General features: G+C 68.1%; 12 protein-coding genes. 4 read left to right on the top strand and 8 right to left on the bottom strand.

All coding sequences use genetic code 11. The features are described from left to right. Positions 1 to 16 precede the first annotated feature (16 nt). Positions 17 to 1,282: a hypothetical protein gene (locus ACIHAX_RS22220; protein WP_397279333.1), complete on the bottom strand. Its 1,266-nt coding sequence runs from the start codon at positions 1,280 to 1,282 to the stop codon at positions 17 to 19. 121 nt (positions 1,283 to 1,403) lie between these two features. Between ACIHAX_RS22220 and ACIHAX_RS22215 the strand changes: the two genes are divergently transcribed. After that, the gene (locus ACIHAX_RS22215) at positions 1,404 to 1,727 is read left to right on the top strand and encodes a DMT family transporter (protein WP_397279331.1); all 324 of its coding nucleotides are present in this window, start codon (positions 1,404 to 1,406) and stop codon (positions 1,725 to 1,727) included. Positions 1,728 to 1,762: 35 nt separating this feature from the next. Here the strand turns inward: ACIHAX_RS22215 and ilvA are convergent, their stop codons facing one another. After that, complete coding sequence (gene ilvA / locus ACIHAX_RS22210; RefSeq protein WP_364430231.1) at positions 1,763 to 2,983, bottom strand: threonine ammonia-lyase; 1,221 nt, start codon at positions 2,981 to 2,983, stop codon at positions 1,763 to 1,765. A gap of 30 nt (positions 2,984 to 3,013) precedes the next feature. Next, complete coding sequence (locus ACIHAX_RS22205; RefSeq protein ID WP_364430228.1) at positions 3,014 to 4,183, bottom strand: serine hydrolase domain-containing protein; 1,170 nt, start codon at positions 4,181 to 4,183, stop codon at positions 3,014 to 3,016. A 187-nt stretch (positions 4,184 to 4,370) separates the two neighbouring features. Here ACIHAX_RS22205 and ACIHAX_RS22200 point away from each other — a divergent pair, with 187 nt between their 5' ends. The 3 genes from ACIHAX_RS22200 (at position 4,371) to ACIHAX_RS22190 (ending at position 7,395) form a co-directional block, all read left to right on the top strand. Then, positions 4,371 to 5,093 carry a GntR family transcriptional regulator gene (locus tag ACIHAX_RS22200; protein WP_355080789.1) on the top strand — a complete coding sequence of 241 codons (723 nt, stop codon included), beginning with the start codon at positions 4,371 to 4,373 and terminating at the stop codon, positions 5,091 to 5,093. Between the two features lie 86 nt (positions 5,094 to 5,179). Further along, positions 5,180 to 6,667 carry an NCS1 family nucleobase:cation symporter-1 gene (locus tag ACIHAX_RS22195; RefSeq protein WP_364430224.1) on the top strand — a complete coding sequence of 496 codons (1,488 nt, stop codon included), beginning with the start codon at positions 5,180 to 5,182 and terminating at the stop codon, positions 6,665 to 6,667. Further along, entirely contained in the window at positions 6,667 to 7,395 is a 729-nt protein-coding gene (locus ACIHAX_RS22190) for an aspartate/glutamate racemase family protein (RefSeq protein ID WP_355080793.1), read from the top strand. Before ACIHAX_RS22195 ends, ACIHAX_RS22190 begins: the two co-directional genes overlap by 1 nt. A 7-nt stretch (positions 7,396 to 7,402) precedes the next feature. Here ACIHAX_RS22190 and ACIHAX_RS22185 read toward each other — a convergent pair whose 3' ends face one another. From ACIHAX_RS22185 to ACIHAX_RS22165, 5 genes are all read right to left on the bottom strand, one after another. Beyond that, complete coding sequence (locus tag ACIHAX_RS22185) at positions 7,403 to 7,753, bottom strand: hypothetical protein (protein ID WP_355080795.1); 351 nt, start codon at positions 7,751 to 7,753, stop codon at positions 7,403 to 7,405. A 297-nt stretch (positions 7,754 to 8,050) separates the two neighbouring features. Continuing rightward, positions 8,051 to 8,626, bottom strand: coding sequence for an isopentenyl-diphosphate Delta-isomerase (idi, locus tag ACIHAX_RS22180; RefSeq protein WP_355080797.1), 576 nt, complete (start codon positions 8,624 to 8,626; stop codon positions 8,051 to 8,053). Then, positions 8,623 to 9,495 (bottom strand): geranyl diphosphate 2-C-methyltransferase, encoded by an 873-nt coding sequence (locus tag ACIHAX_RS22175; protein ID WP_355080798.1) that lies wholly within the window; start codon positions 9,493 to 9,495, stop codon positions 8,623 to 8,625. The genes idi and ACIHAX_RS22175 overlap by 4 nt, the downstream gene beginning before the upstream one ends. Positions 9,496 to 9,538: 43 nt before the next feature. Continuing rightward, positions 9,539 to 11,107, bottom strand: coding sequence for a family 2 encapsulin nanocompartment cargo protein terpene cyclase (locus ACIHAX_RS22170; RefSeq protein WP_397279326.1), 1,569 nt, complete (start codon positions 11,105 to 11,107; stop codon positions 9,539 to 9,541). Positions 11,108 to 11,121: 14 nt separating this feature from the next. Beyond that, complete coding sequence (locus ACIHAX_RS22165) at positions 11,122 to 12,528, bottom strand: family 2B encapsulin nanocompartment shell protein (RefSeq protein WP_364430214.1); 1,407 nt, start codon at positions 12,526 to 12,528, stop codon at positions 11,122 to 11,124. Positions 12,529 to 12,673 lie beyond the last annotated feature (145 nt).

Below are 12,673 nucleotides of genomic sequence, written 5' to 3'. Positions count from 1 at the left end.
CGATCCGCGACCCGGCCTATCCGACGACGGTGATGTCGGCTCCGCTGAACAGCAGATCGCTGCGGCGCCGGGGACCCACGTCGAACCCTTGCGCCGGTTCGGCCTCCGGCGTCAGCTCGCGCAACTGCCGGAGAAACACCTCGACCGCCAGCGTGGCCATGCTCTTGCCGGGACAGACATGCCTGCCGAACCCGAAGGTCAACGGCAATTTGCCGGTCCGGTCCAGCGCGAGGCAGTCGGGAAACGCCTCCGGGTCGCGGTTCGCCGCGGCGAACATCACGAGCAACGGTCCGGCGGGCAGCCGCGTGCCGCTGGAGAGTACGACCGGCGTCCTGGCCCGACGCTTCCATGCCACCAGCCCCGGATCGAGTTGAAGGATCTTCGCCGCGACCCGTGCGCCGCCGTTCGGCTCGGTGAGCAGATCCCACCAGACGCGGTCCGGATCCCCGAGCAGTCGCTGGACGCCTTGCTGAATGCTGCCGCTCACCGTGTGCACGCCTGCGGCCAATGAATTCGCCATGGCGGATACCGCGATCCGATGGGACAGCCCGGCGTCGCGCAGTGTGCGGGCGAACCCGGTCGCCTCGCTGCCGCGGCCCGCGCGGACCGCTCTGCCGCTGACGGTGAACAGCCAGCCGAGCGCGCTCACCGCGTCGGCCAGTTCGCGTCCGCGCATCACCCGGCCGAGCAGTCCCGATTGCGCTCCGCTCCAAGCGGCCACGTTCGGCCAGTCCGATGCGGGCAAGCCGACCGCCGCACCGACGGTGCGGGCGGCATAACCGATCGACAACGCAGTCACGTCCAACGGCGAGCCGGGCCGGAATCCCGCGTCCCGCACCGCCGCGTGGAAGTGCTCGGCCATCTCGGCGGCCCGGCCGGCCCGATCGGCGGGGGAGATGGTGAAATGCCCAGAAGGCCCGGCCATGGTATTCCACACCCGCTTGTGCAACAGGTCGTCGGACAGGTTGGCGGTCGCCTTCGCGGGTGGCGGAACCAGGTGCCGGACGAAATGCGGGATGGCGCGGGGCGTCGCCGCGATGCGCGCGTAACCAACGAGGGGATCCAGCGAATTCGCGTTGGAGATGCCCGGTGTCGTCGCGTCCAGCACTTCGCGCACGTCGTCGTACTTCCAGATCATGCGCAGCCCGGACCGATGCGCGTAACTCGGTTCCGGCCACTCGTGCAAACGCCGGTACCTCTCATCGCGCTCGGCATACGGCAACTCGTTGCAGGTCACTTCGTCGAGGGGGAAACCGGTCACCGCAACGTTCGAGCTACGCATCGGCCGAGCGTATCGGCACGTCGGCAACGGTCGCCGGTCCGCGAATCCCCGGCACTGGGAGGGCCGGTGCCCACCGGTGCGGGGGCCGAGGCCGGGTCGCGGCTGTGACTAGGCTGCGAAAATGACCTTGTTGCTGCTCGCCTTGGCCATCGCCTCCGAGGTGACCGCGACCGTTTCACTGAAACTGTCCGACGGATTCACCAAGCTCGTCCCTTCGATCGTGGTGGTCGTCGGCTATTGCACGGCGTTCTTCTTCCTCGCCCAGGCGCTGAAGCGAGGGATGCCGATCGGGGTGGCTTACGGCATCTGGTCGGCGATCGGCGTCGCCGCGATCGCGCTGATCGGCGTGCTGTTCCTCAACGAGCGGCTGACCCTCGTGCAGGTCGGCGGCATCGGGCTCGTGATACTCGGCGTGCTCGCCTTGGAACTCGGTGGCGCGCACTGACTTCGGTTGCGAGGCAGCCCGCGAGTTGTCGCGGGTCAATCCGATACGCGGACCCCGTATCCCGCGTTCCCGAGGGCGGTGAGCACGTCGTCGCGATGAGCGGTACCTCGTGTCTCCAGGGTGAGCGCCACTTCCACCTCGTCCACCGCCAGCCACGTCCCGGTGCGGGAGTGTGCCACGTCGACCACGCTTGCGCCCGTCTTGCCGACCACCGCCAGCAGCGATCCCAGCGCGCCGGGGCGATCGGAAATCGTCACGCGCACGGCGAGATAGCGACCTGCCGCGCTCAGGCCGTGACCTATCACGCGGGTCAGCAGCAACGGGTCGATATTGCCGCCGGACAGGATCGCGCAGACCGGCCCCCGCAGGCCGAGTTCCTCGGGCGAAATACTCATCAGAGCGGCGACCGCCGCGGCGCCCGCGGGTTCGACGATCAGCTTCGCGCGTTCCAGGCACAGCAGCAGCGCCTGCGACAGCGCTTCCTCGTCCACCGTCACGATTCGTGAAACATGCTGGGCCACATGGCCGAACGGCACTTTGCCGGGCTGTCCGACCGCGATGCCGTCGGCCATCGTCGACATCCGCTCGACGCGGACCGGGTGGCCCGCCGCCAGCGAGCCCGGCCAGGCGGCCGCTTCCGCCGCCTGCACCCCGATGACGCGGACGTTCGGCGCCATATGCCGCAGCGCGACCGCGACTCCCGCCAAGAGCCCGCCGCCGCCGGTGGGCACGAGCACCGTGCCGACCTGCGGCAGCTGCTCCGCGATCTCCACGCCGGCGGTGGCCTGGCCTGCCACGATATCGGGATGGTCGAACGGATGGATCAGCGTCGCGTCGGACCGGTCGGCGAAATCCAGTGCGGCGTCCAGCGACTCGTCGATGGTCTCGCCCACCTGGCGGACTTGCGCACCGTATGCCCTGGTCGCCGTCACTTTCGGCAGTGACGCCCCGACCGGCATGAACACCGTCGACGCGATGCCGAGCGAGGCCGCCGACCACGCGACGCCTTGCGCGTGGTTACCGGCGCTCGCGGCCACGACGCCGCGCTCCCGAACCTCCTGCGGCAAATTCGCGATTCGGTTGTAGGCCCCGCGCGGCTTGAACGACCCGGTGCGCTGCAGGTTCTCGCATTTCAGCCACACTTCGGCGCCCACGCGCTCGGACAACACTCGCGAGGCCAGCAGCGGCGTGCGCCGGATCACCGGGTCCAGCAGCCGCGTGGCCGCCGCGATCCGCGGCATGTCGACGGTCTCCATAGCGCCATGCTGCCACTCGGGCAGGCGAGATCAGGCGGCTCTGGCGAGGTTGTGGGCCAGCGTCCCCAAGCGCGCCAGGCGCGCGTCGCCGAGCGGGGTGATCCGGCTGCCCAGGCGATTGGTGACGAAGCCGAGCGACATCCCGGTCGCCGGGTCGGCGAAACCGCCGGAGCCGCCGAGGCCGAAATGGCCGAAAGCCGAGATGGGTTCGGCCTTGGACGGCTTCATCGGCACGCCGTGGTAACCCAGCGCCCAGGGAATACGGAAGGCCAGCACGTAGTCGGGGGTGAACACCTGCCGCCGGGTGATCTGCTCGATGGTGTCCGGGCGCAGCAGCTGATACCCGTCCAGTTGCCCGCCGTTGGCGAGCGCGCCGTACACGCGGGCCAGCGCGCGGGCGGAGAAGACGCCGTTGAGGCCGGGCATCACCGAGTCGTGCAGGCGCGGATCGGCTACCAGCTCGGCGAAACCCACGGGGGTGGTGTCGGCGGCGGCCGCGAAGCGGGTGCGGGCGAGCATCCGCGAGCCACGCTCCCAGCTCATGCCCGCGACCGTCAGGCGCGGGAAATTGGTGGCGATACGCCCGCGCTCGGCTGCCGGGACCCGGAACCACAGTTCCTCGGCCGCGAGCGGTAGCGCGATCTCGGTGCGCAGCGCGTCGGTGAATTCCGTTCCGGTCACCCGGCGCACCAGCTCCGCGGCGAGGTGTCCGTAGGTGATGCCGTGATAGCCGCTGGTCACCTTGTGCCGCGGATCGGGCGCGGCGGCCGCGAGCGCCGCGGTGACCGCGGCGTCGTCGAAGAATCGCTCGACCGGTCCGGGCAGCAGCCCACGTAGCCGGTGCAGCCCGGCCCGGTGGGTCAGCATCGCCCGAACGCTGATGCGCTCCTTGCCCGCCGCCGCGAACTCCGGCCAGTAGGTCGCGAGCGGCTCGTCGTAGTCGATCAGGCCGCGCTCGGCCAGGCGATGCACCAGCGTGCTGGCGATCCCTTTGCCGGTGGAGAACGCCATCGCGACGGTGTCGTGCGCCCACGGGACATCCGGATGCGCGTAACCGGCCCAGACGTCGACCACCGGCTCGCCGTGCAGGTAGACCGCCAGCGCTCCGCCGCCGTCGGACGGACGCCGGAACAGCCGGTCGAACTCCGCCACCAATCGCGCGAAGCGGCGATCTACGAATTGTCCTGCCGAAACTGTCATCGAAACCTGTGCCTGTCTTTCAGCGCCTGCGGCGTCGCGAACAATCCAATGCTAGGTGTCTCGTTTCGCTCGAGACCGGTGGCCGGGACCCGCACCCACCACGCGACCGGTCGGTACTGTGAGAAGACGTTTCCTGACCGTCACACGGGTGACCGGGAACGCAACACGCTGCCCCTAGCGTGTTGTCATGCCCCCGAGACGACGTTCGGCGCTGCTCGCGAGGTTGGTCGTCGACACCCCCGGCCGCCCGCAGATCATCCTCGGCGAACTGCGCCGGGTGATCCTCGACGGGGCGGTGCCGCCCCGTACCGTCATCCCGCTGCGCGAGGTGGCGGAACTGTTCGGCGTGAGCCATATTCCGGTGCGCGAGGCGCTCAAGACGCTGATCGGGGAGGGGCTGGTCACCCACGAGCCGCACGCCGGATACACGGTGGCGCAACTGACCGCCGCCGAATTGCGCGAGATGTACATCGTGCGGCAGACCTTGGAGACGGCCTCGCTCGCCGCGGCCGCCATGAACCACTCCGCCGCCGACCGCGCCGAACTGCTGGATGTGAACGAGGCCATGGAACAGGCGATACGCGACGACGACCCGGCCGCCTACCACCGTGGGTCGCGCACCTTCCATGTGGCGCTGACCCGGCCGTCACGCATGTTCCGGCTGCTGCACATGCTCGAAGCGGCGTGGAACGTCACCGAGCCGGTGCAGTCGATGGTGCACATCGGCCGGGCCGACCGAGTGCGGCTGCACACCGACCACGCGTTGATGCTGGACGCGTTCCTGGCCCGGGACGTCGAGCGCCTGCTGCTCGTCGCCGAACATCACCATCGCAGGCTGGAGTCCGTGATCGCGACCTTGCCCACCGATACCGGTCTGCTCGCCCCGGAAGATATATCTGCCGCGCAATAGCCGGGCAATAACCGCGCAATGGACGGGCAATAGCCGATTCCTACCGTCGTTTCGATCACAGTTTCACCCTTCGGATGGGAAACACCATGACCGAAACCATCGCCGCGGCACCCGCTCCCGAGCGGATCGCCCCCGCAGGCTATGACCCACGGCTCACAAACGACGATCTCGCGCCGCTGCGCAAGCAGAACTGGGGCTCTTACAACATCTTCGCGTTCTGGATGTCGGACGTGCACAGCGTCGGCGGCTATGTCACCGCGGGTAGCTTGTTCGCGCTCGGCTTGGCCAGCTGGCAGGTACTGGTGGCCTTGTTGATCGGGATCACCCTGGTGTATTTCTTCTGCAATCTGGTCGCCAAGCCGAGTCAGGCGACCGGCGTGCCGTACCCGGTCATCTGCCGCAGTGCGTTCGGCGTGCTCGGCGCCAATATCCCCGCGATCATCCGCGGGCTGATCGCGGTGGCCTGGTACGGCATTCAGACATTCCTCGCTTCGGCGGCACTGGATGTCGTACTGGTGAAGCTGTTTCCGTCCCTCGCGCCGTACGCGGTGGCAGGCGACTACGGATTCCTCGGTCTGTCGCTGCTCGGCTGGGGCAGCTACCTGACGCTGTGGGTGGTGCAGGCCTGCGTTTTCTGGCAGGGCATGGAGTCCATTCGCCGGTTCATCGACTTCTGTGGGCCCGCGGTGTACGTGGTGATGTTCCTGTTGTGCGGTTACCTGATCGCGAAGGCCGGCTGGGGCGCGATCGATCTGAACCTGGGCGCGGTGCGGTACACCGGATGGGATTCGGTGCCCGTGATGCTGGGCGCCATCGCGCTCGTGGTCTCCTACTTCTCCGGGCCGATGTTGAACTTCGGCGACTTCTCCCGGTACGGCAAGTCCTTCGCCGTGGTGCGCCGGGGCAACCTGCTCGGTCTCCCGCTGAACTTCCTGCTGTTCTCGTTGCTGGTGGTGATCACCGCCTCGCTGACGGTGCCGGTCTACGGCGAGCTGATCACCGACCCGGTCGCCACGGTGGCGCGCATCGACAGCACCTTCGCGATCGTGCTCGGCGCACTGACCTTCACTGTCGCCACCATCGGCATCAACATCGTCGCGAACTTCATCTCGCCCGCCTTCGACTTCTCGCACGTGAGTCCGCAGCGCGTCAGCTGGCGCGCGGGCGGCATGATCGCCGCGGTGGGCTCGGTGCTGATCACGCCGTGGAATCTCTACAACAACCCGGAGGTCATCCACTACACGCTGGAGGTGCTCGGCGCCTTCATCGGCCCACTGTTCGGGGTGCTCATCGCCGACTACTACCTGGTACGCAAGCAACGCGTGGCGGTGGACGACCTGTTCACGATGTCCAGCAGCGGACGCTATTGGTATCGCGGCGGATACAACCCGGCCGCGGTGATCGCGACGGTCGTCGGCGCGCTGGCCGCGGTGATGCCGGTGCTGGCCAAGGATGTCACCGGTATGTATACCGCGGCACAGTACAGCTGGTTCATCGGTTGCGGCCTCGGCTTCGTGGCCTACTACGTCCTTGCCACACGCACCTGGCCGGCGATGCGGGAGAGCGCGGCCTGATGCATATCCGTGTGGTCAACCCCAATACCTCCCGGGCGATGACCGACACGATCGAGCGGTGTGCCAGGGCCGTCGCTGGTCCTGGCACCCTGCTCGACGCGGTGACCTCGGAGATGGGACCGGCCTCGATCGAAAGTCACTACGACGAAGCGCTCAGCGTTCCCGGCCTGCTCGCCGCGATCCGGCGCGGGGAGGCCGAGGGGGTCGACGGCTACGTGTTGGCCTGCTTCGGCGACCCCGGTCTCGACGCCGCGCGCGAGCTGGCCAGGGGACCGGTGATCGGGATCGCCGAGGCCGCTATGCGTACCGCCGCTCATCTCGGTCGCGGGTTCAGCGTGGTCACCACCCTGGGCCGGACCGTCGGCCGGGCGGCCGATCTGGCGGAGCGCTACGGGATGCGGCACTTCTGCCGCGGTATCCACGCCTGCGAGATTCCTGTGCTCGCCCTCGACACCGATCCGGACGCGCGCAAGATCGTCACCGAAGCGTGCCGGGAAGCGGTCGAGGCGGACCGGTCCGACGCGATCGTCCTCGGCTGCGCGGGGATGGCCGATCTGTCCGCGCACGTGCGCGCCGAGGTCGGCGTGCCGGTGGTGGACGGTGTGGCGGCGGCGACCCTGACCGTCCAATCGCTGCTCACGCTCGGTCTGCGCAAGTCCGGCCGGGGCGAATTCGCCGCGCCGCCGCCGAAGCCTTACACCGGCTCGCTGCGATCGTTCGGGGCCTGAGCGAGGCTCAGGCGGCTACCGCGATGGCGAGCTTGCGCAGTTCGGCGTCCGGGTCGGCCACGTCGACCACGAGCCGTGTGACGTCCGCGCCCGCCAAGTCGATACGGATGGCGTGTCCGTCGAATCGGGTGTCCCAGAATTCCTTGCGGCCCTTGCCGCGGAAGGTCCCCGCCGCGATCACGCCGGGGAAGAAAGTGCCGGGCGTGCGCACCCACGGCGGGCGGCGGTCGACCCCGGCCATGCCGAGCGCGGTGACGGCGGACAGGTCGAAACTCAGCTGGTCGCGCAGCGCCAGCAGCTGATGCGCACCGAGCACGTGCACCGTCACCGTCGTTCCGGTGACCTCGAATTCCACCATCACGCACCTCACTTCACCGAGAACTCGTACCTCTCAACGATGCAGAACGGTCCTGGTCACAGCCTGTGCCGTTCCTATGAGTTCTCTCAGTTTCACTCCATGTTGTTACATGGATATGCGCATCAATCGATGTCACGCACCGTGCCGAGTGTGTCGACCAGCGCGAATGTCGAGCTACAACCGGCTCGGGAGGGAAAGCCGTCGTGAATTCGCCGGCTGGATCGAGGCAGCCGCGCCGCCTGCGCAGTCGGCGAGATGTGTTCGGCTGCCTCGGACCAGGAGAAACGATACGACGAATCAGTGCGCAGAGGTTCCTGTGACGTGCGCGTGTTCCGCGACGTCGAGGACACCGGCCAGCCATGGGGTGTAGGCGTCCGGGTTGTCGGCCAGCGCGTCGCGTAGCGCGTCCGGCTGAATCCACGCGAAGTCGGCGACCTCTGCCGGATCCGGTCGAGGGTTGCCGATGTCGAGGCGCCCGATCAGAACGTGATCCCACTCGGATTCGACGCGGCCGGTGCGCAGGTCCGCCGCGTGGTAGCGGTAGATCCCGGCCTCGGTGAGCGCGATCGTCAGGCCCATTTCCTCGGCCAGCCGCAGCCCCGCCGCGGCAGCGACCGGTTCGCCGGGTGCGGGGTGGCCACAGCAGGTATTGGCCCACAGTGACGGGAACCTGGTCTTGACCGCCGCACGCTGCTGCAAGAGCACCCGGCCCGCCGAGTCGAACAGCAAGACGGAGAACGCGCGGTGCAGTCGTCCCGGGGCCAGGTGTGCCTCGGCGACCGTGCACGCGCCGACCGCGCGGCCCGCGTCGTCGACGAGTTCGACGGGCAGGGCCTCGCGGTCGGTGTACGGCTGGGCGAGGGCGTCGGTCACCTGCCCACCTTATCGGCGGCGATGAGCAGGTAGTGGAAGCTCCCCTCCTGGTACGCGGTCAGGAACGGCTTCTCGACGCCGGTGGCGAGCTCGGAATGCGTGCGCAGCTCCCAGTACGGGATGGTCGCCGCGGTGAGTTCGGTCACGGAGATGGGCACCAGGTTGTTCGCGGCCAGGGCGCGGAAGTACTCGCCGCGCGGATGGATCATGCAGCCGTAGTGCGCGTCGATCCAGCTGACCGAGGACGCGCGACCGCCGGTCACGTCGTTGGAGCAGCCGGTGATGCACACGTAGCGTCCGCCCGGCTCCAGCAGGCGGGAGAACTCGCTGAACAAGTCGAAGAGGTCCACGTACATCGTGGTCTCGTTGGTCCAGATCCCGCGCATGGAACCGGTCTCGAAGCCGGTGTCGAGCATGTTGCGGAAGTGGAACCGCACCTTGTCCGCGACGCCGCGGTGAACAGCCTGGTCATTGGCGAAGCCGACCTGATATTCGGAGATGGTCACGCCGTCGACCTGGCAGCCGAAGCGCTGGTTGGCCATGAAGCTGGTGCCACCGCGCCCCGAGCCGCCGTCGAGCAGCCGGTCGCCGGGCCGGACGTCGCCGAGGTGGTCGAGCAGGAAGTCCGCCTGCGCGGTCTCCAGCCGGTGCAGTTCGGCGACGATGCGTTCCTCCCGGGTGTCCGCCGGGCCGGTCAGCACGGACAGGTCCGGCTCGCCGATGCCGTAGTGGTGGTGGTAGAGCCCGTCGACCTCACCGAGTTTGGTGTTGACCCGGTCGTCGTTCGGGTTGTTGTTCCAGTACGCGGCGACGGATTTCTGGTAGCTGGTACGCAGAACGGTCCCGGTCTCCGGGTTGAGCATGGTCATGCGCGATCATCCTCTCTCGGTGCGGTACTGCTTCGTTGCTCTCTTACAGGTGGCTCTGGTGCGGGTCGCGATAGCGCTTGCTGTCGGCGTGCCAGGCGCGGTTGCCTCCCATCCAGGCCCACAGGCCCGCGAGGAAACGGCGTAGTTCCGGCGAGCCGAGCGCGGCCAGGGGCGCCGCTTCCCGTTCGAACCGGTGCACGAGTTCGTCGTGCACCTCGGCGGTGCGCAGCACGGCCTCGCGGCGCGAGCAGCGCTCCTCGGCGGCCAGGACGGTCGGCAGGTTGAACTCCCTGCCGTTGGAGAGATCCTCGCGCGCCATCGAATACAGGTCGTTGACCATCTGGCTGGCCAGCGCGGCGGTGGTGACCACGCGGCGCACCGCGGGGTCGGTGTACTCGGCGGCCGGTAACTCGTAGCCGCCGACCACATCGGTCGGCGCCATGCACGGCAGGAAGCTGTGCGGTTGCCGATTGGCGAGGTACTCCCACACCGGCGGCATCCGCCCCGCCGAGCGCCAGCCCGCCTCCGCTCCGAGCGCGATGAACCAGCCCGCGATCTCGGTGCGCAGCCGGGCCAGTTGCGTAGGGCGTGCGTAGCGTGCGAGGTGCTCGAAGGACGTGCGAAACGCGCGCAGGATCGGATCGGCTTCGAGAGCGGCCTCGAGCTGGGCGACGTAACGCGCGGGAAGATAGACCGGGTCCATGGCGGCGGCCGCCAATTCGAGCCGGGGACCCAACTCCGCCTCGGCGCTCGAGGGGGTGCCGTCCGGTGCCCGGTCGTCGGCATCCTCCTCGCAGTAGTAGTCGTCCACGGACCATTCCGAGACCGCGCATTTCGCCGCCGCCAGCAGCCGGTCGGCATCGTCGCAGTCCGGGTGGGCGAGCATGATCAGCCGGCCGAAATCGGCGTCGCGCAACTCCTGCAGCCGCCCCTCGTACAACCCGATGTCCCTGGCCCAGTCGACGATGCCGATGTTGACGGCCTCGGCGAGAGCCGGATCGTCACGCAGCGGCGGCGGGCAGTACAGCGGTGGAATCGGATCCTGCCGATCGCGGCACACCTCGGCGGTGCCGGATCCGGTCGGTGTGCGTGGCACGCGTGCGGGACCGCCCGCGGCATCCGACCCGATGCTCGGTTGCGTCCGCGTGCCCGTGCGAGGTGGCCCCGCGAGGCCGTGTAGCAGCGCCGACGGCGTGCCGAGCCCGGTGGGTCCGGTGGGAATGCGTGGCGCTGCGGGCAACGGAGTTCGTCCCGTCACCAGGGGCGGCCCCGGTGCGGTGGCGAGAACTGCGGCTGCCCCTTCGATGGCTGCTCCCGGTGTGCCGGCGCGGACAGCGGTAGGGGAAGTCGCCGCCACGGCGGGCGTCGTGGCAGCGTCCGCGCCGGTACGGGGAAGCAACAGCGCGGCGGCGCCCAGGCCGGACGGACCGAGCAGAGCGCGCGGTGTGACCCCCGCCTGTCCGGCCACCGACGAAATATTCGGCGAATCAGCCGCTTTCGTCGACAACAGGTCGGCCGGAGCGGTTGTCCGGGTATTGGTGAGTAGCGCGACGACGGTGGCGGCCACCTCATCGGTGGCGTGCGCCGCCGCGGCGCGGGAGAGCACCGACATGCCCATCACCCCGGTCAGTCGGCTTGCCGGGCGACCGAGACGTTGTCGAGCACGCCGAGCGCGTCGGGCACCAGCACGGCCGCCGAGTAATAGCAGCTGATCAGGTAGGAGATGATCGACTGGTCGTCGATGCCCTTGAAGCGCACGTTGAGGCTCGGCTCGTATTCGTCCGGAATCCCGGTCTGGTGCAGGCCGATCACGCCCTGGTCCTTCTCGCCGGTGCGCATGGCCAGGATCGAGGTGGTCTGGGTGTCGCTGATCGGGATCTTGCCGCACGGGAAGATCGGTACGCCTCGCCACGCCGGAACCCGGTGCCCGTCCACCTCGACCGGATCCGGGTAGAGCCCGCGCTTGGTGCATTCGCGTCCGAACGCGGCGATCGCCTTCGGATGGGCAAGAAATAGTTTCGTGCTGCGGCGCATGCTGAGCAGTTCGTCGAAGTCGTCCGGGGTGGGCGCGCCGGTCTCGGCGTAGATGCGCTGCTTGAGATCGCAGTTGTGCAGCAGCCCGAAGTCGGGGTTGTTGACCAGGTCGTATTCGCGGCGTTCGTAGAGCGCTTCGATGGTCAGGCGCAGCTGCTGCTCGACCTGATTCATCGGGTCGTTGAACAGGTCGGCGACTCGGGTATGCACCCGCAGCACGCTCTGCGCCAGGCTGAGTTCGTATTGGCGTGGGGCGGCGTCGTAATCGACGAACGTGCCTTCCAACAGCGGCTCGCCCGCGTGGCCGGAGGCGATCGCGATGTCCGCCTCGCCTTTGTTGTTCTGCGGATGGGTGGGTGCGGAAGCCACGCGAGAAAGTTGCTCGCGCAATGCCGAAGTTCTGTCGATGAACTCTGTGAGTGATCGTCGCGGAAGGACCAACATGGTTGTTCGCGTGACCGTCTTGATGGTGACCGGCCAGATCGCCGAAGGTTCGGTCAATATCGTGTCGCCGAAGAAGTCGCCGCCGCCGAGGATGCCGAGCTTCGTCTGCTCGCCGTACTCACCCGACCCGATTTTGCTCAATTTGCCGTGCACGATCAGCAGAATTTGATCCATCGGATTGCCGAATTCCGCTACCACAATGCCCGGTTCGAGATCGCGCTGTTCGAAACGGTCCGCGAGGGCGCGCAGCACGTCCTCGTCATCGAATCCGCGCAGCGCCGGAAGTTCTTGCAATTCCAGGGGAATGACGCGTGCGGTGGAGCCGTCGATGACGAATTCCACTTCGCCGTTGCCCACGGTGTGGGTGAGGCGGCGGTTCACTCGGTATACACCGCCGTTGACCTGCGTCCACGGCAGCGCGCGAGTGAGCCATCGCGAGCTGATGCCCTGCATCTGCGGTTCGGATTTCGTGGTGTGCGCGAGCAGGCCCGCGGTACTGGTGCTCAGGCTCCTGCGCACGTTGTTTTCCGTTTGGACTGGCATTTCAATGGTCATGCGTGGTCCTCACCTCGAGACGGCCACCGAGACGTGGTGACGGGTTGTGGAGCAGGGGATTCGAGATCGTCGATAGTTCAGAGTCGCCGGGTGTTCACATCAAACAGCAGCGGGCGTGCCCGCGGAGAGCTCATCGATCGAATTT

The sequence above is a fragment of the Nocardia sp. NPDC051929 genome (assembly GCF_044548645.1).
GTDB lineage: Bacteria > Actinomycetota > Actinomycetes > Mycobacteriales > Mycobacteriaceae > Nocardia > Nocardia sichangensis.
This window is presented reverse-complemented; position numbering and strand designations above follow the sequence as displayed.

Excerpts from the sequence above, each read along its gene's own strand:
- ACIHAX_RS22165 (WP_364430214.1), bottom strand. The coding sequence starts at position 12,528 with ATGACCATTGAAATGCCAGTCCAAACGGAAAACAACGTGCGCAGGAGC.
- ACIHAX_RS22220 (WP_397279333.1), bottom strand. The coding sequence starts at position 1,282 with ATGCGTAGCTCGAACGTTGCGGTGACCGGTTTCCCCCTCGACGAAGTG.
- ACIHAX_RS22205 (WP_364430228.1), bottom strand. The coding sequence starts at position 4,183 with ATGACAGTTTCGGCAGGACAATTCGTAGATCGCCGCTTCGCGCGATTG.
- ilvA (WP_364430231.1), bottom strand. The coding sequence starts at position 2,983 with ATGGAGACCGTCGACATGCCGCGGATCGCGGCGGCCACGCGGCTGCTG.
- ACIHAX_RS22170 (WP_397279326.1), bottom strand. The coding sequence starts at position 11,107 with ATGTCGGTGCTCTCCCGCGCCGCGGCGGCGCACGCCACCGATGAGGTG.
- ACIHAX_RS22175 (WP_355080798.1), bottom strand. The coding sequence starts at position 9,495 with ATGACCATGCTCAACCCGGAGACCGGGACCGTTCTGCGTACCAGCTAC.
- ACIHAX_RS22190 (WP_355080793.1), top strand. The coding sequence starts at position 6,667 with ATGCATATCCGTGTGGTCAACCCCAATACCTCCCGGGCGATGACCGAC.
- ACIHAX_RS22200 (WP_355080789.1), top strand. The coding sequence starts at position 4,371 with ATGCCCCCGAGACGACGTTCGGCGCTGCTCGCGAGGTTGGTCGTCGAC.
- ACIHAX_RS22195 (WP_364430224.1), top strand. The coding sequence starts at position 5,180 with ATGACCGAAACCATCGCCGCGGCACCCGCTCCCGAGCGGATCGCCCCC.
- ACIHAX_RS22215 (WP_397279331.1), top strand. The coding sequence starts at position 1,404 with ATGACCTTGTTGCTGCTCGCCTTGGCCATCGCCTCCGAGGTGACCGCG.
- ACIHAX_RS22185 (WP_355080795.1), bottom strand. The coding sequence starts at position 7,753 with ATGGTGGAATTCGAGGTCACCGGAACGACGGTGACGGTGCACGTGCTC.